Annotated in this window: 22 protein-coding genes; 3 read left to right on the top strand and 19 right to left on the bottom strand. The window is 35.5% G+C overall.

The annotated features are described in order from the left end of the window. Window positions 1-57: 57 nt before the first annotated feature. The 9 genes from FLUTA_RS19755 to FLUTA_RS19715 all read right to left on the bottom strand — a co-directional run bounded on the left by FLUTA_RS19755 (window position 58) and on the right by FLUTA_RS19715 (window position 9,012). Window positions 58-1,209, bottom strand: a complete 1,152-nt coding sequence (locus FLUTA_RS19755) for a PIN domain-containing protein (protein ID WP_013688680.1) — start codon at window positions 1,207-1,209, stop codon at window positions 58-60. Window positions 1,210-1,448: 239 nt separating this feature from the next. Beyond that, window positions 1,449-2,849 (bottom strand): alpha/beta hydrolase family protein, encoded by a 1,401-nt coding sequence (locus FLUTA_RS19750; RefSeq protein WP_013688679.1) that lies wholly within the window; start codon window positions 2,847-2,849, stop codon window positions 1,449-1,451. 67 nt (window positions 2,850-2,916) lie between these two features. Beyond that, window positions 2,917-3,480: a hypothetical protein gene (locus tag FLUTA_RS19745; protein WP_013688678.1), complete on the bottom strand. Its 564-nt coding sequence runs from the start codon at window positions 3,478-3,480 to the stop codon at window positions 2,917-2,919. A 102-nt stretch (window positions 3,481-3,582) separates the two neighbouring features. Continuing rightward, on the bottom strand, window positions 3,583-4,002 hold the full coding sequence (locus FLUTA_RS19740) for a hypothetical protein (RefSeq protein WP_013688677.1): 420 nt from the start codon (window positions 4,000-4,002) through the stop codon (window positions 3,583-3,585). A gap of 182 nt (window positions 4,003-4,184) precedes the next feature. After that, window positions 4,185-5,093, bottom strand: coding sequence for a serine aminopeptidase domain-containing protein (locus FLUTA_RS19735; RefSeq protein ID WP_013688676.1), 909 nt, complete (start codon window positions 5,091-5,093; stop codon window positions 4,185-4,187). A 142-nt stretch (window positions 5,094-5,235) separates the two neighbouring features. After that, a complete protein-coding gene (locus FLUTA_RS19730) occupies window positions 5,236-5,904 on the bottom strand; it encodes a Crp/Fnr family transcriptional regulator (RefSeq protein WP_245545459.1) in 669 nt (222 codons plus the stop codon). A gap of 745 nt (window positions 5,905-6,649) precedes the next feature. After that, a complete protein-coding gene (gene gcvT / locus FLUTA_RS19725; protein ID WP_013688674.1) occupies window positions 6,650-7,732 on the bottom strand; it encodes a glycine cleavage system aminomethyltransferase GcvT in 1,083 nt (360 codons plus the stop codon). A gap of 85 nt (window positions 7,733-7,817) precedes the next feature. After that, the gene (locus tag FLUTA_RS19720) at window positions 7,818-8,501 is read right to left on the bottom strand and encodes a hypothetical protein (protein WP_013688673.1); all 684 of its coding nucleotides are present in this window, start codon (window positions 8,499-8,501) and stop codon (window positions 7,818-7,820) included. A gap of 112 nt (window positions 8,502-8,613) precedes the next feature. Beyond that, window positions 8,614-9,012 carry a hypothetical protein gene (locus FLUTA_RS19715; protein ID WP_013688672.1) on the bottom strand — a complete coding sequence of 133 codons (399 nt, stop codon included), beginning with the start codon at window positions 9,010-9,012 and terminating at the stop codon, window positions 8,614-8,616. Window positions 9,013-9,268: 256 nt separating this feature from the next. Between FLUTA_RS19715 and FLUTA_RS19710 the strand changes: the two genes are divergently transcribed. Further along, window positions 9,269-11,455 carry a glutamine synthetase III family protein gene (locus FLUTA_RS19710; protein ID WP_043023965.1) on the top strand — a complete coding sequence of 729 codons (2,187 nt, stop codon included), beginning with the start codon at window positions 9,269-9,271 and terminating at the stop codon, window positions 11,453-11,455. 177 nt (window positions 11,456-11,632) lie between these two features. Then, complete coding sequence (locus FLUTA_RS19705) at window positions 11,633-12,844, top strand: 4-hydroxy-3-methylbut-2-enyl diphosphate reductase (protein WP_043023964.1); 1,212 nt, start codon at window positions 11,633-11,635, stop codon at window positions 12,842-12,844. A 68-nt stretch (window positions 12,845-12,912) separates the two neighbouring features. On the opposite strand, the gene FLUTA_RS19700 is transcribed toward FLUTA_RS19705, so the two are convergent. Further along, window positions 12,913-13,803 carry a T9SS type A sorting domain-containing protein gene (locus FLUTA_RS19700; RefSeq protein WP_013688669.1) on the bottom strand — a complete coding sequence of 297 codons (891 nt, stop codon included), beginning with the start codon at window positions 13,801-13,803 and terminating at the stop codon, window positions 12,913-12,915. Between the two features lie 181 nt (window positions 13,804-13,984). On the opposite strand from FLUTA_RS19700, the gene FLUTA_RS19695 reads away from it, so the two are divergent. Next, window positions 13,985-15,685: an adenylate/guanylate cyclase domain-containing protein gene (locus FLUTA_RS19695; RefSeq protein WP_013688668.1), complete on the top strand. Its 1,701-nt coding sequence runs from the start codon at window positions 13,985-13,987 to the stop codon at window positions 15,683-15,685. 70 nt (window positions 15,686-15,755) lie between these two features. Here FLUTA_RS19695 and FLUTA_RS19690 read toward each other — a convergent pair whose 3' ends face one another. The 9 genes from FLUTA_RS19690 to FLUTA_RS19650 form a co-directional block, all read right to left on the bottom strand. After that, entirely contained in the window at window positions 15,756-16,592 is an 837-nt protein-coding gene (locus tag FLUTA_RS19690) for a hypothetical protein (protein ID WP_013688667.1), read from the bottom strand. A gap of 2 nt (window positions 16,593-16,594) precedes the next feature. Then, a complete protein-coding gene (locus FLUTA_RS19685; protein WP_043023962.1) occupies window positions 16,595-17,185 on the bottom strand; it encodes an RNA polymerase sigma factor in 591 nt (196 codons plus the stop codon). Continuing rightward, window positions 17,185-18,408, bottom strand: a complete 1,224-nt coding sequence (locus tag FLUTA_RS19680; RefSeq protein WP_013688665.1) for a hypothetical protein — start codon at window positions 18,406-18,408, stop codon at window positions 17,185-17,187. Before FLUTA_RS19680 ends, FLUTA_RS19685 begins: the two co-directional genes overlap by 1 nt. A gap of 67 nt (window positions 18,409-18,475) precedes the next feature. Beyond that, complete coding sequence (locus tag FLUTA_RS19675; RefSeq protein ID WP_013688664.1) at window positions 18,476-19,156, bottom strand: LuxR C-terminal-related transcriptional regulator; 681 nt, start codon at window positions 19,154-19,156, stop codon at window positions 18,476-18,478. Window positions 19,157-19,245: 89 nt separating this feature from the next. After that, window positions 19,246-20,334, bottom strand: a complete 1,089-nt coding sequence (locus FLUTA_RS19670; RefSeq protein WP_013688663.1) for a hypothetical protein — start codon at window positions 20,332-20,334, stop codon at window positions 19,246-19,248. Next, window positions 20,331-20,867, bottom strand: a complete 537-nt coding sequence (locus FLUTA_RS19665; RefSeq protein WP_148235475.1) for a hypothetical protein — start codon at window positions 20,865-20,867, stop codon at window positions 20,331-20,333. Before FLUTA_RS19665 ends, FLUTA_RS19670 begins: the two co-directional genes overlap by 4 nt. A gap of 66 nt (window positions 20,868-20,933) precedes the next feature. Beyond that, a complete protein-coding gene (locus FLUTA_RS19660; RefSeq protein WP_013688661.1) occupies window positions 20,934-21,476 on the bottom strand; it encodes a hypothetical protein in 543 nt (180 codons plus the stop codon). 250 nt (window positions 21,477-21,726) lie between these two features. After that, a complete protein-coding gene (locus FLUTA_RS19655) occupies window positions 21,727-22,443 on the bottom strand; it encodes an OmpA family protein (RefSeq protein WP_013688660.1) in 717 nt (238 codons plus the stop codon). Beyond that, on the bottom strand, window positions 22,433-23,536 hold the full coding sequence (locus FLUTA_RS19650; RefSeq protein ID WP_013688659.1) for a PorP/SprF family type IX secretion system membrane protein: 1,104 nt from the start codon (window positions 23,534-23,536) through the stop codon (window positions 22,433-22,435). Before FLUTA_RS19650 ends, FLUTA_RS19655 begins: the two co-directional genes overlap by 11 nt. Between the last annotated feature and the right edge of the window lie 10 nt (window positions 23,537-23,546).

Raw genomic sequence — 23,546 nt, 5'->3', positions numbered from 1 at the left:
ACCAATTTTTCCATTAAGCCAAATCCCCAAATTGCTTGTAGCGTGTGTTGGTGGCTGTTATTTTTTCTGTAGTCTAACGTAAGCTGTGTCTACATTTTTAGCATTAGGTGATATTTGCTCATATTTAATTTCAAAGATATTTCTCGATTCAATGAATCTTTTAAGTGATTGAAATCCGTAATTTCTATAATTAATCGTTGTATTTCGAACTAAAAAAACACCAAGTTGTGCTAATTCTGCCCAACCTTCAGAATCTGCAAGATATAGAATTCCTCTATTAATATTTAAGTCAATTTCATCATCTGTTATTTCAATATCGTTGAATAAATCATCAAAGTGTTGGAATAAAATTTTGTTCTCTTCTCTTAAAGTTTTTATTTCATCAATAGTGTCTGCTGTAATTGTAGTTTTTGATAATTTCCCAATTTCCTCAATAAACCTTTGGGCATTATAAATAAAAACTTTTTGATTGGTTAGTTTATTAAATTCTATTTGTAATGAAGGAAGCATTCCAATTGTCCTTCCTTTATGTATATATAACCAATCTTCTTTTTCATCATCAGTAATGAAAACAATATCTTTTTTCTCTTTTTTTGCTAACTCTATAATTTGGTTCCATAATATTAAATCTCCAAATTGTCTTGTTCCTCCCTTGTTTTTATCTTTAAATCCTGGTGGAATATCAAGATTATATCTTTTGTCTCCTTCTTTATATATTTCTGATGTTTTATCTTCATCAAAAGCACAGCCGACTTTCTCATCAAAATTTTCTATGATCTTTTCTAAAATATCGTCTTTACTTAACCTTTTAGAATATTCCTGACTTCTACTATCTAATTCTGTTTTGAGTTTACTTGCAATTAATTTGAATTCTTCTAATAATTCGTTTCCAACATAAGGATGTTTTCGTTGATTATTTAAAGGATCTTCAACGTGTTTTGTTATACCTTCTTTTAAATCAGAATATGCTTTCTCTTGTTCAGAAATTACGATTAATCGATTATTAAAATATTCTTGAACAGCTTGATTTGTAAGCCAAGTTCTATCCTTAACTTTTTCAAGTAAATTAAAAAAAGTACTAGTTGTTTCAGCTCTATACCTGTAAAAATTTAATAATATGTTTGCGTCAAAAGTAAATATAGAATTCTTCCAAATTTTTTTGAGCTCAGCTTCTTCAGTTCTTATATATGCAAAAAAGTCTTTTTTCATTTTATTGTGTCATTTGATTTGTCAGGCGGTATAATAGCCACCAACTTGTATATAGGCGTAACTCTACAACTACTTGCAACCACTTATTATCAGTTTTGTCATTGGAAATCAATCAGTAAATTTAGAGGGTGTTGAGTGTATATTGTTTTGCGCGTTTCGCTTTTCAATACTACACAAAAAAGTGGAATTGCCACATCAATTTGTGTTTCCTTGTTAAAACATTATTTGTTTGCATTTTTTCAGTTTGTTTGCGTTTTTAGCCATTTTAGGATTTCTGCCAAAGCGATTGGTGAAAAAGTTTGTTCGATTGCGGCATATTCGTCTGGCGAACCGGTATTGCATTCTTGAAATAAATGATTTAGGTTCGGGAGTTCTTTTGTCGTGACATTTTTATTGCCACCTTTTTCTAAGGCCTTTTTGATGGCTTCTAAATTTTCTTTTGGTGGAACTTGCAAATCTTTCTCCCCGTTAATTGCTAATACAGGACATTTTACCTTCTCTAATACTGGTGCAGGGTTGTGCTTCATAAAATAAAGCATCCAAGGATTTATAATTTGTTTGACTTGCAATTTCACAAAATCGTCATCACTCATTCCTTCGGGCTTTTCGGTATCCGGATTATCTGCTAGACTTTGCTTTATAAAATGAGTTAAGTCACTATCAAGTTGTTCAAGATTGGTTGATTTGTTTACAATGTCAAATACTTTTCGATTGATGCTTTCGGTTTTTTGTAAATCTTCGTCGCTAACTCCTGACGCTTTTCCAATTAATTTTTGTTGCAGCAAAAGTATCTGGTCGCCTTGAATGCCCGGACCCGCTAACAAAACAATAAAAGCGATGTCTTTTGATTTGCTGGCAACCATTGGTGCAATTAATCCACCTTCACTGTGTCCAATTAAACCGATGTACTTTTTATTGATTTCTTTTCTAGTTTTCAAATAGGTAATTGCACTTTCTACATCTGTTGCAAAGTCGGCAGAAGTAGCAGTATTAAAATCCCCTTTCGACAAGGCTGTTCCTCTATCGTCATAACGCAATACTGCAATTCCGTTTTTTGTTAAATAGTCGGCCAGAACAAGAAATGGCTTGTGTCCCATAAGTTCTTCGTCTCTATTTTGAGGACCACTTCCACTGATTAAAATTACCACTGGAAATACGCCTTCTTTCGTTGGTAATGTGAATGTTCCTGCGAAGCTTATTCCCGCTTTTTTATTCTCAAAAGTGACATCTTCTGAATAATAAGAATATGGTTTTGTTGGTTCCTGTGGCCGTACAAGCTTTTCTTTTTCAATGGTTTCCTGTGATAAATTCAATGGAAGGGACTGACCACCTTGTTTAAACGTTCCAACAATAATGTTGTCTTTTCCGAATGTGCCTTCGTATTCAATTTTTGCGTTTGCAATTGTGATTTTTAAGATGGAGTTCTCAAAACTTGTCGTTGTTGTTGGAATTCCATTTGCACCTTGATCAGGACTGTCCATTGTTGAACTAATGCCTTTGTCGGTTTTCGTAATATGAAACACAAGTCTTAATTGTGTTCCTTGAACTTTTAAGACACCATTCCATTGTCCTGTAATATCTTGTCCAAATACGGTCAAAGCGAAAAGACTTGTCACTAAAATAAATGCTATTTTTTTCATTGTTGGTAGATTTTAGTCTTTAAAAGTAATTATTTGAAGCGGATGACTGTTAATAGTAGTTTTTATATCAGCCAGGTGTCCCCGTGTCAAGAACCTTCCAAAGTATTTCATTTTCTAGTTCTATTTTTTCTCCCGTCTTAGGGTCAATAAATACCATTTTTTTTATTAAAACAGTTGTTTGATGTGTCTGGTTGCCATAGAGCTCCGTTGGGTCACTAAATCCGATAATTAATTGTCCACTTTGAGCATGCAACCGTCTTGTCGGATTAGGAATATTGGTGATTATGATGTCAGTACAAATGTTTGAAAGGGTTGCATCCTTGTTGTCAAATACCAATAGTTCTGTTAGTCGTTCTGCGTTTGAACTGTCAATTGTTACGGTATAGCAACTATCAAATTGAATTGGGAAGTTGGGAAATATGCGAATTACATAGCTGTCATTTATGAGTTTGTAAGTTCCTCCTGTGCAACCTATGCTTTGGCCCGTTTTTGTGGTGTCAACCTCAGCAAAGCAAGTAGCAAATGTCTTTTTTGATTTATCGGGCTCACTTGCGGAATTATCCGTGGTGTGGCTTTGATTATTACAACTTGCGAAGGTTAAAATAGTCAGTATGAAAAGAAGTCTATACATTGATCATTAAAATTGCATGGAAGGTTTTGGCAGGAGACGATGTGACGCTTCATCTCGAGCAAGTTTGTGCGCCATATTGCTTACTGCGTGTTATAGCACGTACTATTTAGGTTTAATATTACTGCCTACATCTATCGTCAATTCTATCGTAGAACCTACAATTAATTTTCCGTTTGTTTTTTTCTGATTGTGTTCAAAAGTGATTTTATACTCACCATGCTCCAGTTTTCCTAAGTCAATGTAGCACGTTGCTGGCGCAAAAACTGTTAATCCTTCTTCAGGGGCATTAATATTTCCGAACTTAATGTAAACTTCATTTTTACTCACTTCTGCGCAATAGGTAATTTCATATCCAGTAGTAGGGTACATTCCTTCTGATTTTGCGCCTAATACAATTTTATCATTTACTACACCAGCAGAAACAATTAAATTAATAGAATAAGGATCCATATTTTGGGCCTCAGCCTTATTAAATGAGACAATAAGAAAAAAAACAACGGCTAAATACAAAATGCTTTTCATAGGAATACTTTTTAGTTAAACGTCTTTCAGGGAGTTATGATGCCCTGGGCTATTTGCTGTAACGGTTTGGCGCTTGGCGCAGTGGCAGATTTCGGAGCACAAAACTGTCAATACACCACAAAAGTTGATGCGAGGTAGAATGTTCAATTAACCACTTCACCCGCCATTGAGCCAAACGCCTGTTAGCGGTAGTTTTTTATTTTCTCACCAATATAGTTTAACGCTTTGTCGTATGTTTCAATTCCGTGTCCTACGTTATTGTAAATTTTTGTCTCCTTCAAAGTCTTAATTTGCCTTTGTGCATTATCAACTGATTTTTGATAAGGAAATAATAGGTCTTTGTCTCCAACAAGCAAATATGTTTCAGCTTTTACATCTTCAAGTTGTTTGTCCATATAATAAGGTTTTTGTGTCTTGTCCTTATATCGGCTAATCGCAAAAACTTCATAGTCAACAAGCATTTTTTCTGAAAAGTCAGATAACTTATGATTTGGTTTAGAAAAAACTGCCTTATCAAGAAATTTCCTGACGTTTTTTTCATTTGGTTTTATTAAAGGAAGAATGTTATAATATAGATTTTTAAGTGTCAATGAAAAAGGTTGTAAACAACCGGGATTTAATAAAAAGGTGGCTTTTATTTTTTCCGGTTTTACAATTCCAAGTTTCATACAAATAAGTCCGCCAAAAGAGGCGCCGGCAATAAATGCGGTTTCAATTTTGAGCTTTTCGAAAACTTCAGCTGCCCATAATCCATAGTCTAAGGATTTAATGTCTGGTGTCGAACCGTCACTTAAATTTGGAAGACCGTTTGTCTCTACCATAAAAATTCTCATTTTATGATTTAAGTTATCAAGACCTTTATCAAAATCCCAAATCAAAGAAGTTGTTCTTGCTCCTGGAAAAACAACAAGTGTATCTAATTTTTCGTCATTTGTATTTAGGCCCCAAATATGTGTCTTACCAAGTGAAGTTCTAATCTCATAACGTTCATATTGTCTGTTATTAAATTTTTCTAGTTGTTTTACCCAATTTTCAAAATAGATTAGATCTTTTGTTTCTTCTTTAAAATTTGATTTACTATATATTTTCATTTCTAAATTTTAATTGTTCAAGATTGTTAATAAAGTCCGTGTCTGAAAAAACTCAAAACATAAACCTCAAGTTTACAATACTTAAAATATTTGTTGCAAAAGTCTTAAATGTTCGGAAATCAAATGTTTGTTTAGACCAACATTATATTTTTACCGTGTTAAACAATTTACTAAAATTTGTTGGGTTAATTCCCAAATAAGACGCAATGTACTTGTGTGGCACAAGTTGAAGTAGATGAGGGCTGTGCTTACAAAATGCTTTGTAACGCTCTTCAATCGTCAAACTGAGAAGTTCAATGTGTCTATTAATAACACTTGCCAAAACAACTTCCGTCATTCGTCTAAAAAGTCGTTCAATTTGCTGGGATTGGTCAAATAGTTTTTGAAGTTCTTCAAAAGTGATATAGTCAAATTCACTATCTGTAAGACAAGTTAGAAAGTATTTTGACGGGACTTGAAACAAAAATGACTCGGCAATTGCACAAAATTTTGGTGAATATGCAAAAGCTAATACGTGTGTCTTATTATCTGTGTCAAAGTATGCCATTTGAACACCGCTTTTTACAAAGTAAAGTTCTCGTTGTGTTTGTCCTGCAACTGTTATAAAGTCACCCTTTTTAAAGGTTTTTGTTTTTAGGTTTTTTGTCAATAAAACATAGTCAGCCGTGCCAAGGACGTGAAAAAGTTTAAAGTATTCATATCGTTCCATTCTTTGATGTATAGTTGTCTTTTTAAAATTACCGCTAACGATCAGCGCTTGGCGCCGTTTTTCTGTGTTGCGCCTGCGGCAGAAAAATGGCGCTAAGCGCAAGTTATGCGTGTTTTTTAATATGCTAATATACAAAACAGAACAGTCGCCACCAGTACGTCACATGCTTGAAATGCAAATAATTTCAATAACTCGAATGGTTCTTATACTTCGTATAGGCGCTGGTCGAGCTATTGATGACGAGCAATCATTTAAATCTCCTCAACACACTCAGTTAGCTACTAAAACTTGACTTTGTCATTTTTATGTGCTAACTTCAGTAAAGTCTGTCTGACGTATCACGTCTCAAACATGCTCCTCTCGAGCAATGCTTGGAACGGTTTATCCGTAACAGACTTTATCCAAAATGCTACTCCCGTAGCTTTTGTTGTGTTGATCCATTTTAAATGTAATCGTCAATTATTGCTTTTCAAGCCATGGGGCGGGTGTGCGATTGCGCATAACTTGTATATAGGCGCAACTCCATAACTACTTACAACCACTTATTATCAGTTTTGTTATTGAAAATCAATCGAAAAGATTTAGAGAGGTCTTCAGTAGATCGTGTTTTGCGCGTTTCGCTATTCCAATACTACTTAAAAAAACGAAACGAACCAGTTGATTTCACAAATTTGTCCACAAAAAAAGTGGAACTGCCGCAACAATTCCACTTGAATATGTTTCATTCTCCTGTCTTTCTCGATACTTCCGTCTTGTCAGTTCGAGTGTACCGACATTTCAGTCGGGATGTATCGAGAACACATGACGGAATCCCGATTACTATCGGGACGAAATGACAGGGGACGTTTTACTTTTGATAAAACGGCATCTTAACCACTTTCGCTAAAACTCCTTTATCTCTAATTTCAATAAAAATTTCACTATCAGCTGCAGCGAATTCGGTATTCACGTAACCCATTCCAATTGCTTTTTTTACACTCGGACCTTGAGTTCCAGAAGTTACTCTTCCAATCACAGTTCCGTTTGCATCCAAAATGCGATAGTCATGACGCGGAATTCCACGATCAATCATTTCGAAGCCAACTAGTTTTTTGGAAACACCTGCTTCTTTTTCTGCTTTCAATTTTTCAGCATCCACAAAGTCTTTGGTGAATTTGGTAATCCATCCCAATCCTGCTTCAAGCGGAGAAGTCGTGTCGTCAATGTCATTTCCGTATAAGCAGAATCCCATTTCCAAACGCAAGGTATCGCGAGCAGCCAAACCAATTGGTTTAATTCCGAATGCAGCACCAGCTTCAAACACTTTGTCCCAAACTTGTTTCACTTCTGAATTCTTGCAATAGATTTCAAAACCTCCCGAACCTGTGTAACCTGTAGCCGAAATGATTACATGTTCGATTCCAGCAAATGGACCTACTTCGAAGTGGTAGTATTTGATAGCGGATAAATCTACAGAAGTCAATGATTGCATCGCTTCAACTGCTTTCGGACCTTGAATTGCCAATAACGAATAATCGTCAGAAAGATTTCTCATTGATACATTCTTCGTATTGTGCGAAGAAATCCAATCCCAATCTTTATCAATGTTCGAAGCATTGACAACCAACAAATATTCTTCTTCTTTGATTCGGTAAACGATTAAATCATCTACTAGGCCACCTTTTCCGTTTGGAAGACACGAATATTGCGCGCGACCAATCGTTAGAGTAGAAGCATCATTTGTAGTAACTCGTTGAATTAAATCCAATGCATCTGGACCAGAAATTAAAAACTCCCCCATGTGAGAAACATCAAAAACTCCAACTGCATTTCGAACAGTTTCGTGTTCTGCAATTACACCTTCGTATTGAACTGGCATATTGTATCCAGCAAATGGAACCATTTTCGCTCCCAAAGCTTCATGAACTTGGGAAAGGGCAGTATTTTTCATGTTGTTTACTATTTGGATTGTAAAAGTAATTATTCCTATTTAATAGAACTTGAAATAGGTAATAATCTGAGAATTCTATTTCAGATTATTGACTAATTAATTTAGAACCATGATATGGACAAAACTCATAATTTGCGGGAAAGGTTTCGCCGTCGTTAGAACATTTAGAATCCTTATAAAAGCAAGACAAAGGCAAGTGATAGATTCCTTTGTTTGCACCAATTCCAAGGGTGAAATCTAGGTCTGAAAAAGGCGTCAGAATATTTTCTCCCGCATTGTCGGTAATGTCAAAGTAAAAAACACAAATTCCAGCACCCAAAGCACCTAGCATTTGCTCAAACATAGGTTTGATGTGTCCGGATAACATGTTTAATTCATCACTTAATTTCTCGGCGCTGATTGGTTTGTATGTTTTTCCATTTTGTGTGATGGATATATTACTGCGAATATATTTTTCATCTTTTGCTTCAAATTGATTTGAGGTTGGATTCATTTTGCCAGTCACTCCGAGAACCATTGTTTTATTTCCTAGAATTTCTTGGAAGATGGAAACCATTTCAGGAGTTATTTGCTTGGGGTCTTTTGCAGATGCAACTTCAAAATAATTAATAGGAAACCAGTATAATATGGTAATATCACCATTTTCCATTTTAGAAAAAGTGATTTCTTTGATTAATCGAGTTTGATCAATTTCTTTTGAAGGAAGCTTGTTTTGCCCAATTGATACAATGGAAAATAAGAAGGTAATAGAAAGTAAAAATGATTTCATGGGTGTAATTTGAACCCGAAAATACGAATTATTTAAATGTTCATTCAGGGAAAAATAACAGCTTAAATCTAAAATAGATTCACTGAGACCAAATTAAAAGAAATGATTCTGATTAGTTTTTAGCAAGTTTTGAAAAGCGTAGAACAAAATCTTTTTCTTGCGCATTTTCTTGCTCGAAAGTACCTGTGCGTAAGGTTGCAATGGATTTATCCATGAAGTAATAATTCTCCAAGATAGGTTTCACACATTCATAAATTTGTTCTGAATCTTCTCCAATAAAGAATAAATAACCATCTCCAAAGTCCAATGAAATCTCATGACCGTTATAGCTCCCAATTTCAGATTCGATCAATCGCAACCTCAATTCATTTTCCAAATGATTTAATTCTGAAAGATCTTCAATACCATAGAAAAATTGAATGATCACTAAATGATTCGAGCTCTCTTTTTGATTACTCAATACAGGTGCTTCGGGTGTTTTTTTTACTTTGAATAAGTCTAATAATTTCATGGCTATCAATTATTTATATAGAAATATACCGCTTTTTAAATAGAAAAATTAGTTGAAATTAAAATTTAACACAAAATAAAATTGGATGGCAGAAGAATCTATGAAACGAATAAATACATAAAAAGACTCCTTTTTTGAATTAAAATTCTTTTTTTATAAGAATATTGAAATTAAATAGGGGGTGTTTATAAAATTTTATACTTTTTATTCGATTACCCCCTTCAAAAAGTGTAAGTTTGTCAAAAATTTTGAATTTATGGCAACAAAACGGTTACAAGCGTATCAGGATGTACTCAATCGTACACCAAAACACATCGATTACGATGGAAAAGTTTCTGATTTATTTGGAAAGAATGTATTTCATGCAGAAGTAATGCGGGAATACCTTCCATCTGATGCATACAAATCGATGATGGAGTCTATTCAAAATGGAACGCGTTTGGATCGTAAAATGGCTGATCAAGTTGCTTCAGCAATGAAAGATTGGGCATTAACAAAAGGGGCCACACATTATACACACTGGTTTCAACCATTAACTGGAACAACTGCAGAAAAACACGATGCATTCTTCAAGCCTGTTGGACCAGGTCGCGCAATTGAGCGTTTTGATGGTGAATTGTTGGTTCAACAAGAGCCAGATGCTTCTTCTTTCCCAAATGGAGGAATTCGCAATACATTCGAGGCTCGTGGTTATACAGCTTGGGATCCTTCATCACCTGCTTTCGTAATCGGGAAAACGCTGTGTATTCCTACAATTATGATCTCCTACACTGGTGAATCCTTGGATTATAAAATGCCATTATTAAAAGCTTTACATGCAGTAGATAAAGCTGCTGTGGAGGTTTGCCAATATTTTGATAAAAACGTTACAAAAGTAAATGCAACGCTTGGTTGGGAACAAGAATACTTTTTGGTCGATCAAGCTTTGTTTAATTGTCGTCCAGATTTAATGATGACGGGTCGCGCATTATTTGGTCATGCTCCTGCAAAAGGACAACAATTAGAAGATCATTATTTCGGTTCTATTCCTGAGCGAGTGACTGCTTTCATGCGTGAGTTTGAAACCGAAGCAATTTTGTTAGGGATTCCAGTTACAACTCGTCACAATGAGGTTGCTCCAAATCAGTTTGAGTGTGCGCCTATTTTTGAAGAATGTAACTTAGCAAATGACCACAACATGTTATTGATGGATTTGTTGGAGAAAATTGCGCGTAAGCATGATTTCCGTGTGTTGTTGCATGAAAAACCATTTGCTGGTGTCAACGGATCTGGAAAGCACAACAACTGGTCTTTGTCAACGGATACAGGAGTGAACTTGTTGCAACCAGGTAAAAATCCAAAAACAAACTTACAGTTCTTAACTTTCTTCGTGAATACGATTAAAGCAATTCACGATAACGATGATTTGTTGCGTGCGTGTATTGCTTCAGCAAATAACGATCACCGTTTAGGTGCAAACGAAGCTCCTCCAGCAATTATTTCTACGTTTATCGGTTCTCAATTGTCGGGAATGTTGGATGAGTTGGAGCAAAATGTGAAAGCTGGAAAAATGACTCCAGAAGAAAAAACAGAGTTGAAATTGAATATCGGTAAGATTCCTCAAATTATGTTGGATAATACAGATAGAAATAGAACTTCTCCGTTTGCCTTTACAGGAAATAAATTCGAATTCCGTGCAGTAGGTTCTTCTGCAAACTGCGCTTCTGCAATGATTGTTTTGAATACCATTATGGCGAAACAATTACAATTGTTCAAAGTGAGTGTAGATGCTCGTATTGAAAAAGGCGAAGCGAAGGACGAAGCGATTTTGAAAGAACTTCAAATCTTAATCAAAGAATCCAAGCGGATTCGTTTCGAAGGAAATGGATACGGAGATGAGTGGGTAAAGGAAGCTAAAAAAAGAGGTTTGAACAACTTCAAAGATACTCCACGAGCATTGAAAGCTTGGGGAGATAAGAAATTTATTCAATTATTTGATGAAATGGGGGTTTTGACTCCACGTGAATTAGAAGCTCGTCAGGAAATTGAATACGACAGTTACACCATGAAAATTCAGATTGAAGCACGTTTGATGGGTGACTTGGTTCAAACACATATTTTACCAGCGGTAATTGAGTACCAAAATCGTTTGCTTACAAATATTCAAGGAATCATGAATGCCTTGGGTGAAAAGGCTGGAAAAGATGCCGCTAAAGCTCAAATTGAATTGGTTACGAAGATTTCTACGCACTTGAATACCATGAAAGCAACGTGTGATACCATGCTTCAAGCTCGGAAAGATGCCAATAAAATTGAGCATGCAGAAGAGAAATCAATTGCATATTGTGATAAGGTAAAAGTTTATTTTGACGAAATCCGTTACCACGCAGATAAATTAGAGTTATTGGTAGACGATGAGTTATGGCCATTGCCAAAATTCAGAGAAATGTTATTTACGCGTTAGTAAAATTCAATTTAGATTTAACCCTGGTTCTGTATTCAGGATCGGGGTTTTCTTTTAACCACATAGAACACATAAGCTGTGATGACTTTTTGTGTATACTGCTTGCACAGGCAATAAGGGTAAAACTATGTGGTCTATGAATCTATGTGGTTCAAATCCTGTACCTTTGTTGTTGAGATGAAACAATTCGATATTCCCTCCATATTTCGTTCGCCGATTATATCGAAAGTAAAGGCATTTCGTAAAAATCAAGATCCGAGAAAAAAGGATTTTTCACCCACAGTTTTGGATTTTGGTAATACTCAGTTATACATTGCACGACATTTTGGATTTTGTTATGGAGTTGAGAATGCCATTGAAATTGCTTATCGCGCTGTGGATGAAAACCAAGGGAAACGCATTTTCTTATTGAGTCAGATGATTCACAATCCAACCGTTAATGAAGATTTGACCAAACACGGGATTGAATTCATCCAAGATACTGCTGGAAAACAATTGATTCCTTGGGATGAGTTGAATTCGAATGATGTGGTGATTATTCCAGCATTTGGAACAACACTTGAAATAGAGCAAGTATTGAAGGATAGAGGAGTTTCTACTGAAAAGTATAACACAACTTGTCCGTTTGTGGAGAAGGTTTGGAATCGGGCTGAAAAATTAGGCACAGAAAATCATACGCTGGTTATTCACGGTAAATATGACCACGAAGAAACTCGGGCAACTTTTTCACATACCGCTTTAAATTCGGAAGCGGTTATTGTTAAGAACATGGAAGAAGCTGGTTTTTTGGCTAAATGTATTACTGGAGAAGCTTCAAAGGAGGAGTTTTACAACTTTTTTAAAGGAAAACATACTCCCAGTTTCAATCCAGAGATTCACTTAAGCAAGATTGGAGTGATTAATCAAACAACCATGTTGGCAAGCGAGACTCAGGAAATAGCTGAATTCTTAAAGAGGGTTACCGAAGATTTTGCTCAAAAAACAAAGGTGGACAAAACTTTTGCGGATACACGTGACACGCTTTGTTATGCAACAAATGACAATCAAAGTGCTACGGAAGCATTAATGAATGAATCATTGGATTTTGCGATTGTCGTTGGTGGATATAATAGTTCTAATACGACTCATTTAGTGGAATTATTGGAGCAAAAATGCCCAACTTATTTTATCAAGGATGAATCGGAAATTTTGACTGAAAAATCAATTCAGAGTTTTAATATTCATACCCATCAATTGGAAGCGATTGAAAATTGGATAAAAGGAAGTAAGATTGGAATTACCTCAGGAGCTTCTTGTCCCGATTCGATTATTGACAGTGTGATTTCGAAAATAATGGAACTTACCAACAGTGAGAAATCGATTGATGAAGTGATTGATTCATTGAGTTAGAAAATACTGAAACAAAAAAATCCCCTGACTCATCATCAGGGGATTTTTTATATGGAAGAATTCCGATATTAGTTTTTAACGAAGTTTCCAGTGTTTACTTTACCAGAAACGCTAGTTACTTGGTAAATGTACATTCCAGCATTTAAAAGCTCAACATTGATGTTTTTTGCAGAACTTGAAGTAGCTACAATTTTACCATCAGTAGTCATAACGCTAATAGTTGCAACCTCTTCTTTAGAATCGATATTCAATACAGTTGTTGCAGGGTTTGGATATACAAATACATTTGAAACTTCAGATTCCTCTAAGCTAGCTGTACTAACGAAAGCAACGAAAGAAAGATCATCTACTTCTAAAATAGAGTTATCTTGTGGAGCCAATGAATTTGTTAATACATCACCTTTAGAAGAACTAATTGTAATTTGAATAGTATCTGGAGTACCAATCCATTGAATTGGAGAATTTGTTACAGTAGTCCAGTTTGCAGCATTTGCATTAATAACTTTTACTCCTTGTCCAACAACAGTTCTAGATGAACCATTCCATTTTGTACCTTGAATAAATACGACTGCACTGTCCATATTTTGACGTGCATACGTGTATTTGAAAGATACAGAAGTTGGTTTTGCAGTAGTAGCAATTGTTTGAACAATTGTCCCACCATAAACAGCATCAAATTGAGGATTCGTAGAACCAGCTCTGGTAACAGAAGTCAATTTCACATAAGAAGTTCCTTGTGGAGCACCAGTTGTTCCTTGAATACAAGGTGTTGCTGCAACTCCATTAGCTTGACAAGTTCCTCCAAGAGCGGGATTTGCAAGTATATTTACTGGAGCGCCGTTGTACCAAGTCCAAGAAGCTGGAGAACCTGTTGCCCAAGTTTCAAATCCTAAGTTAGCTTGTGCATTAGCACTCATTGAAGCAACTAATAATGTTGCAGAAAGTAAAAGTTTTTTCATAGTATTTTTTATAAAATTCAATGCTAATATAATTCAAAAAAATTGAATGATGCAATTTCAATAAGAATGAAAATGAATTTATTATTAGCATTCCATTGTTAATACATAAAAATGTGTTTTTATTTGAATCGGTGAAATTTGAAAAAGTTTGCTTATTTTCAACTTTAAATCGTAAAAAAAGGTGGAGCGCCTAATTAATATTCTCATCATTGATGAAAAAGAGTCTGATCAACTGGCACTGAAGGAAATCCTTGGTGGCGGTGGAAATATCTTATTGTTTTGTGATTCGATCGCAGATGCACATGTTATTTTGAATAGACGTGAAGTGGGAATTATTTTAATCAACGTAGATAGCCCTAATTTTTCTTCGATGGAAGATTTTAAGGAGTTACTTCAAAAATATGCGACTCATACCCATTATTCAATTATTATCACCGAAAATACGCGAACGGGATCTAAATTATTGAAAGGATTTAATTCAGGAGCGGTTGATTTTATTACTAAACCATTCAATCCTTTATTGATTCAGGCGAAATTGGATGTTTACAAGACTCTTTATTATAAAGACCAACGAATTGCTCAGCTATTGGGGAATATTCTTCCAGGAAATGTGCTGGATGATTTAAATCAATTTGGTAAGTTTTCTCCTAAAAGAGTAGATAAAGGAGTTGTTTTGTTTACGGATTTTGTGGATTTCTCGATGAAATCAAAAACGATTAAACCAATCAAACTAGTTAAGCGTTTGGAGTATTATTTTACGGCTTTTGACGAAATAGTAGAAAGATACCAACTGGAAAAAATCAAAACAATCGGAGATGCCTACATGGCAATCGCGGGGGTGAATGAAGACAATGCCCAACCAATATTGAGGGCTTGCATGGCTGCACTGGAAATGCGCAATTTTATTCGAAATGAGAAAGAATTGGCTAAAGCCATGAAAAAAGATTATTGGGAAATTCGAATTGGTTTGCATGCAGGACCTTTAGTTGCTGGGATAATTGGATCCAAACGTTATTCTTTTGATGTTTGGGGGGATACGGTGAATATTGCGGCGAGAGCTCAACAATTTAGCGGAATCGATCAAATTACGATTACTCAAGCGATTCAAGATGAATGCGTAAATTATTTTGAAACCAAGAATTTGGGTAATGTTCCTATTAAGAAACGAGGAGGAACGATGGAAACTTTCGAATTGGAATCCTTGAAATCTGAATATAGTTTATACGCAAATGGAAAAGTTCCCTCCGTTGATTTGAGAATTTTATGTCAAATTGCTACTGTGGATTTTGAACACATGCGAAGTGATGTTTTGAATAAACTCAAATCCATGTTGCCTGATGAAGTCATTTACCATGATTTAGGGCATACACTAAACGTGGAGAAAGCAGCAATCCGATTAGGAAAGTTGGAGGGACTACATGAAGATGAAATGCTTTTATTAAGAACTGCTGCTCTGTTTCATGATACGGGTTTTATTTTTACATATCACCAAAATGAATTACACGGAGTTCGATTAATGGAGCAAATGCTTCCAAAATATGGTTTTACTGCAGATCAGATTCAGCAAATTCGAGAAATGATTTTAGCAACGGCCTTGGATATTAAACCCGTTGGATTATTGCAAGAAATTTTGTGTGATGCAGACCACGATTATTTAGGAAGAGCTGACTATTACGTTGTTTTCTCAAAGCTTCGCGATGAGATGATTGCCTATGGCGAAGATTTATCGGAAGAAGGTTGGATCCAAATGCAGATTCAATTTTTAGAGAATACACATCAGTTTTATACAATTACTGCGTTGAATATTCGACAAAAAGGAAAAATGAATCGATTGGCTGAACTAAAAGTAGCGTTGGGTGAATTGCAAAATCAGCAAGTTTGAAACAAGTTAAAATAGTTGAATGGAATCTTTTATTTGAACTCTTGAACCATTTTAAACCTTTTGAACTTCTTTAGAAACTCGGCTCAATCAAACTCAGTAAATCATTTGTCGATATAGCAGGCTTATAATCTTTTGTTGCTTTCGCTGTATTTCCGTATGGATTTAAATCTGCATCGATACCAGCTCTCGATAAGCTTTCCAATTGATCTTCGTTAGAAGCAGTTTTTTCTTTTTTATCAGAAAGATTACTCAAAAAGTATTTTCCATCATTCCTCTTATTTGAGCTTTTGTAACTTGAAGCTACGGGGCTAGGGGAAGCAAAATCGTAAGACTCTGCTGATTTTGAGTCACTAGGAGCTTCGTCATCAGAAACGATTGATTTATCTTTCAAATTTTCGCCTGTTGAAATAGTTGAAGCGGCCGTAATTTTCGTTGCAGATCCTTCATTTATTGGGAACTTCTTTTTCGGTTCAGCCTCTTCTTTGTGTACTTGTAATGATGAGTCATTGCTAGCAGTTACTTTTGAATTTTCAGTCGCAGCCAGTTCATTTTCAGAATTTGAAATCCAAATGGTAAGAACTCCTGCAGATACAACGAGTAATGCCGCTACACGAAACCATGCTCTGTTGTATAAAGGAACAATTTTTGGTTCAGTTACTTCATTCGTAGCACTCCAGTTTTGACTAATTCCAGGGTGCTTTGCTTGAAAAACCGAATTCAAGCTTGATTTTATGGAACTGGAAACTTCCTCGCGAGATGAAATTGCAAGTGAATCTATTCCTGCATAAAATGATTTCATTTCATTGTAATCTTCTTCAGAAGACACTAATTCTTGAACAACTTCTAATTCCTGAGAAGTTAAATCGTTGTATGCTTTTGTCTGTATAATTTCGTCGAACGTATTCATAATCATTTTATATGTTCTGGTTGGTATTCTTTTAATCCTTGAGCTAAATATTTGGTTGCATAAAATAGTCTGGATTTGATAGTTCCTTCGCTAATTTCCAGTGCATCGGCAATTTCTTTGATCGATAAACCATCGAAGTGCCTCATTTCAAATACTTCTCGGTGTTTGTCCTCTAATTGAGTGACTTGATAATTATATGCTTCTTTGAAAAGTGCATGATGCACTTGATTTTCTGTATTTTTATTGACATCTGTAACGGCATAGCTGCTATCCAATCCATTACTAGTATTTTTACGAATTTCTTGCTTTTTGTATTCGTTTTTACACATATTGTTGGCCACCGAATACATCCAAGTTTTGAACGATCTATTGGTATCGAAAAGTTCCGGACGATGAATGACTTTCGTGAAGAAATCATGGACAAAATCTTCTGATTTTTCACGATCTCGCCAAAGCATCCGCATGAAATACGAAAGTAGGGCAGATGAATAACGCCCATAAAGCTTGTCAAAAGCTCGTTGATCGCCTCCTGCCATTGCAATAACCAACTGCTCATCGGTCATTTGGTCGTATTCCTTTTTAATCATTCGCATCAGCGCTTAATTTTTGAAAGTTGACCAGTTTTGCGTGCTCTCGTAGCAACACTCAGGATTAGTTGATTTGTATTTTTTACCTCTTCCGTTTTATTGTACTCTTCGTAAAGTCGAGCAATACTTATGAGAGTGGGTAAATAATTCGCTGACAGAGCATCTGATTGTTGGTCTTTTGAAACCCCCATTTCGTGTTTCTTCCAGACTTTTTCAAAGAGAGAAATATTCCAAGCATTGTAGTCTAGTGAGGTTTGATTATAAGCAAAAGTTAAACCAACTGTTGTCAATGAGGAGCTCATTCCTTGAAAATACTCTTTTGGAAATGACATCGAAAGGTAAATGTTTTTTGTTGTATTGAGTGCACAGAAGTTTTGAACGAAAGCAGTATCAACGAAAGTTGTGTTAGGCATCACGAAACCTTTTGCTTCTAAACGGTCTTGATATGCTGAACTTTGCATCAAATCCACTGAAATCAATTCAATATCGTCGCGACCAAGTGTGTTCCGTTGATAATTAGCGGGAATTAATTCGGTGTAACCGTGTAGAAGTAATGTTCCATTTGCTGGAATTGAATTCACCAAATCTGACGTGTAATTAAGTAAACCTCCCGTTATTTTATTCTGAGTAATCATTTGCATTGTCACACTATCAGCTAATTCTTGATTATCAACAGCAATACCAAAAACTGCTAATTCTTGTTGCACCTCTGTTTTGGTAGGATTTAACTTTGCTGCCTGTTCTAATTCATTGAATTGATTGGGATTGTACTTACTGATAAGATAGGTGTAAAAATGCTTTTCAAAACTGCTAGGAAGTATTTCTTTATACAGATTTGCGCTTTTCACCATGGATGAGAATTCCAAGTTATTTGGACTTCTTCGGTATAATTGATGTTTAGAATTGGAGTAATTGGTTTCGAATTGAAATTGAGCAGTTTTTAATAATTGAGAGGAGTTATTCGAATCTTTTAATTCGCTTTTTTCAGCTTCTTCCAGCTGATCTGCTTTTAAGGATTTGGCTTTCTTTTCAGACCTTACACTTTTAGATTGAATTTGAATTTCTTCGTACTGAATTTTTGTAGTAGTATCTTGAACTGCTGGAGAAATCTGTTGGTTGTTGGTATTTGAATTTTTGGTGTTTGAATTATTATACACATTTTCTTGTGACTGGGCTTTCGTAGCTACAGAAACAAAAAAGAGAATAATAAGAAGTGTAAATTGGCGCATAAAGCAATTTTTATCTGTAGTACAATCAGATTAAAATTAGGTTCAAAAAATGAAAGAAAAAAATTTACTAAGAATTAGAATCTGCTGCGAACAAGAATTTGTTGGGAGAAACTAAGTTTGTTTTAACAGCGTAAATCACAATTCCGGCAGTATTTTTTACACCCAATTTTGCCATGATATTCTTACGATGTGTATTAATTGTGTGATTACTTAAGCAAAGTGAATCGGCAATCATAATATTGGTCAAGCCTTCCGAAATCATGGTGATTATTTCTGTTTCGCGCTCACTCAAAGTAATTGGTTCACAGCTAAATGATTCGAAATCAATATCATTTACATCAATAGACGCATCGCGAATAGTTTCTAAAATTTGCCCGCAGAAGAATTTATTTCCTCTCCAAGTTTCACGAATAGAATCAATGATTTCAGAACTGTCGCAATCTTTTTTGATGTAGCTTTTCACGCCAGAACGCAGTGCATTTACCAAGGTTTGAGCAGATTGCTCGGGTGTAATTGCAACAACGCTTAAATCGGGTTTTTTCTGAAGAATTTGAGGAATTACATCGATAGAAAATCCTTTCGAGGTATAATCAACCAAAATAATATTTGCATCAAAAGCTTTGTTGAGTGCAATGAGTTCTTCATTGTTTCTAGCTTCTCCGACTATTTGAATATTTCGCTCCGTAGATAACAGCGTACGCAAACCAATGCGTATAATTTCATTACTGTCGGCTAAAATGAGCTTCATTATTTAGATTAATTTTAAACAAGACAAAAGTAAGGAAAAAATTAGAGCATTAACTACTTCTTAAAGTAAAACTTTTTCTTGTTTAATTCTCAATGAAATTCATCTGAAAATGTATGAAAACTCTCTTGCAGGAGCGGGAGAGTTTTAAAGGGTACTTTCTTTAATGCAAAAGTGTCGTTTTGAATAATCAATTGATTGTTGTTCCATTTACAGGAAAGCTGTCCATCCAATGTGATGTATTGGTTTGAATGATGTGTATCCAATTTGTAGTCTTTCAATTCATCATTCCAAGATTGAAGAATGAGGTAGTTGTTTCGGTGAATGAATAGATGCTTTATTTCTCTGTTGCCTATAACCTTGTATGCTCCGTGATGGGCTAGACGTGGAAACTGGTCATCATTGATATTCTTGCTAATGAGTGTTGGGATGATACTTTCAAGAATAACCAAACCAGTAAATAAATACTTGATTGCTTGGTGTGAACGAGAATTTTTCTCCAAAACAGGAGTTGCTGAAAATCCAAAAATTGCTCTCCAATTCTGATAAAAACAACTGCTGTAAACGATACTGAAAACAAGTAATGAACCAGCCAATAGTTTCACTGAAATATCGAAGGAAAAATTAATAAGTACAATTTGTCCGAAAATAGCAATAGCGAGCAAGGATGCCAAGAATTGGGTTCGCTTGAAGAAGAACAAAATGGCAGCAAGTATTTCAATGAATCCCAAGGCAAATGTGTAAGAATAAGAGCTTCCAACTAAAGACCAATAAGCAATGTCTTTGGATAATTTCCCAAATGGGGTGTAAAGTGTATTCGGTTCGGGCATGTAAAACTGAGTCTTGGTGATTTTATCCCAACCGTATTTGAAAAGGAAGAAAAACAGAATACTAGCGAGAAGGGTTTTTAGTAATTCGTTGGAATTCAGTTTCCATTTCGAACACAGCCAATGGATAATCGGAGATGAAAGAACTCCTAAAAGAAGACTCAAAGCAATGAGTACATAAGTTCCGTAAGTATCTGTTTCAAAAATCAATTCTTCATCCATGCTCTTTAGTAAGCTTAAGAAAGGTTTTTGAATGAGTTTGAAGAACCAATCGAAAAGCGTGTAATCGAATGGAAGTAGAAGAATCCACCAAGTAGCGATTCCAATGAAGCTTAATTTGAGATGTTCACTCATCGAGCAACTCTTGGTGTAAGTATTCTGTTGAAAGTGCGCATCAAGAGTAATCCTCCGCCAGTTACTAAAAAGATAAACAGAATAGCACTCTTTTTTTTCTTCTTTTTTGGCGCAATTTCTTCTGTTGGTTCGGCTTGGATTTCACTGGGAGTTAGCTCATCGATTCTTTTGGTATCGTATCCTGGAGACTTTTGTTTGACCGATTTTGGAGATTTTTTAAAATTGATATAATCTACATCTGAATGATAATAATTGTCTTTTTTAATCGAATCAATATCTAGGTTGTAGTTTGCATAAACTGGATTTTTACAGACGGTATCGTAGGAATAATAGCCATTGTAATGGTCGTTTACTTCGATGCTGGTGCTATCGTTTAAACGAATTACCTGAACCAAACGAGGAGAAGGAATTCCAAAATTAGTAGAAGGCTCCGTAAAGAAATCAACAGCCTTTCCTGAATGACTTTTGTGTGCAATGATTGCTGTTTGAGAAGTTGCAGAAAGAATAAAACCCGCAAAAAGAAATGTAAGCATTCGGCCCAACGTAGGTAAGCGATGCATCGCGTACCTCTTGAAAGTTGTAAGTATCATAAATATTATTTAAGCGATTGATTTTATGATTTTTGAATGGCTGAATAAACGCATCAAAAGCATTCCGCCACCAGTAATTCCGAATAAGAAGAGTAAATAGGATTTTTTCTTCTTTTTAACAGGAGTTGATTCCTGCTTGATTTGTTTTTGGGATTCTAGTTGTTGTTTTTCGAGAAGTTCTTGTTGCTGTAATTCAAGTTTGTAACTTTCCTCCTGTTCTTTCTTTCGAATGGAATCCTTGTACTTATACTCAAAAATGACAGTAGAATATCGGTTTTGGTTCGATAAAGTATCGACTCTAATCACTTTTTGATTATCCAGAACTTGAAATACTATAACTGAATCATTCAAGGCTTTGAAGTTTTCTGATTTGTAGAGTTGTGGTGGTTGTGATTGTGGATCGAATTTCATTTCAATTGCTCCGAAATTACTGCTAGTTGCAAGTGTATAGGAGCTTAAAGTTCCCGAATGACTTTTATGTGCTATCAATGGAGTTTGAGAGTTGCCGATGAAAATAGATGATGCAAAAGCAAGTGTAAGAATGAGTTTCATTTGTTGTTGTTTGAGAAGGAATACACTTACATCTCAATTTGGTTCAAATGAATATTCCCTTTTTGTGGGTACGCGATTAATCGCGTGCCATAATTTGTCTACTATCTATTACAAAAAAACTCCCGGTTGCCGCCGAGAGTTCCGTTGCATTCTTACAACCTTGTTTTGTGTATATTTCCCTTTACACAAAGAGTAAATTCACAGAATTAGAAAAGTAACAGTTGAAAGTCATCAAATGATGTTGTGAAGGTTAGTTTTTGTTCAAAATGATCACCGCTCTTCGATTCATAAAATCCAAATCGGGTTCAGTGATTCGTTCCTTTGATTTGGAGCCTTTACCTTCTGTCTGGATATCCCGGGCATCTACCTTTTTTTCGTTGATCAGATAATTTCGAATAAATTTAGCACGGTCTTTTGACAGTTTAAGGTTGCTTTCCTCCGAACCATGGGAATCTGAATAAGCGTTGATTTTAAAACTGGAACCTTTATGGTTGAAGTATTGATTGACCAAATCATCGATCTCCTGATAGAAACTTAAATTGATACTCCATTTTTTGTAGGGGAAAAACACCAAAACAGCACCTTCCTGATGTAAAAACTTTTTCAGAAAGTAATTGTCCCTGAAGTCTTGATATTGCTCATCCGTATATGTTGTTTTTGAAGTTGTTTCACCATATTTCTCAACAATGAAATTCCGGTCGGAAAGATAGAGCCATTGTTTGAATTTTTGCAAAGTATCTGAAAGAACCTTGTTTCGATCAGTTAACTCTTTGTTTAATAGGGATAACTCTTCCATTTTTGCCAATAGTGATTTTAATGAATCACCGCAATGGATATCCGGACCTGTAATTTGATTGAATCGATCAACAATGTTAACCACTTTTACCTGGTTGGCTAAACGAAGGGTGTCCTGCCCGAAAAGGGAAGGACACCCGATTAAGAATAAGATGAAGAGCTTATTTTTCATTCAATTTTGCTTGTAATTCAATGAGTTTTGTTTCAATTTTTCGGAGGTATTCGGTGGCTTCTTCTGCGGCCTGCGGAGTAGAGGTATTGACGCTCGTATTCTCCATCAATTGTTTAATTCTCCTCACTTCTTCTATGATTTCCGGACGATTTTCAGGGGTGATCTTCCGGGTTTGTAATTTGGTTAAGCGGTGATCGATTTCAACAAGCGTAGGATTGTACAGCCCTTTTTCTTTTTTATTTCCGATTTTGAAGGAAATGGATAGTTCATGCAGACCAAAAGCAAGATTATTGAATGTTGAGTTGTTGAATCGAAATCCATATCCGATTCCAAAATTATCCAGGTTGAATCCGACCATGGTGTGTAATGAGTTGTTACTTTGATACCCAACTTTCAACCAGGCAACATCTTTGAATGAACCTTTGACGTAGCCGGTAAATAGATTCCCTAAAACAGGCAGATGTTGATAAACCAATGATGGCGCCACTTTAAATTGTTGACCTGTTTTGAAACGGTATTCTGCAACTGTATTGATATAGGCATTTGCCGGATTATTGGTAGTGATCAAATGAGGAAGAGAAAAACTCACATCCAGTTCTTTCCAGCGGAAAAGCAAGCCGATGCCGGCAACAAACTGAGTTCGGTTGTAGTAATTCCGGTTCAAAGTCGGATCCGTTTGATCAATGTATTCGTATCCTTCGATTCGGGAGCTGTTCATTCCATAATTCATGATTCCGGAGGATAATCCAAATGTTAGATTGGAACTTTCATTAAATGGAGCGGTATAGGCATATGAAATGGTTGCCTTAGTTGTCTGAAAGGCTCCTCGCATATCCGTAATAACACTTCCACCGAGTCCCTGATTTTTGGAAATTTTGGAAGAAATACCTAAATAAGCGTTTTTGTTGTTAAAATCCACCCCTTGTGTTTGAGCAATACCGCCCAAATTAATCAATACACCTTTCGAATAATTGGCGTAAGCCGGATTTACCTGGAACATATTGTCCATTCGAAAAGAGTAGAAATCCTGTGTTTGTATTTGAGCACTTGAATAACCCGAGTAAATGAGTGCAAGTAAAACTAATTTTTTCATGATCGCTTCA

The sequence above is a fragment of the Fluviicola taffensis DSM 16823 genome, from assembly GCF_000194605.1.
Taxonomy (GTDB): Bacteria; Bacteroidota; Bacteroidia; order Flavobacteriales_D; family Crocinitomicaceae; genus Fluviicola; species Fluviicola taffensis.
This window is presented reverse-complemented; position numbering and strand designations above follow the sequence as displayed.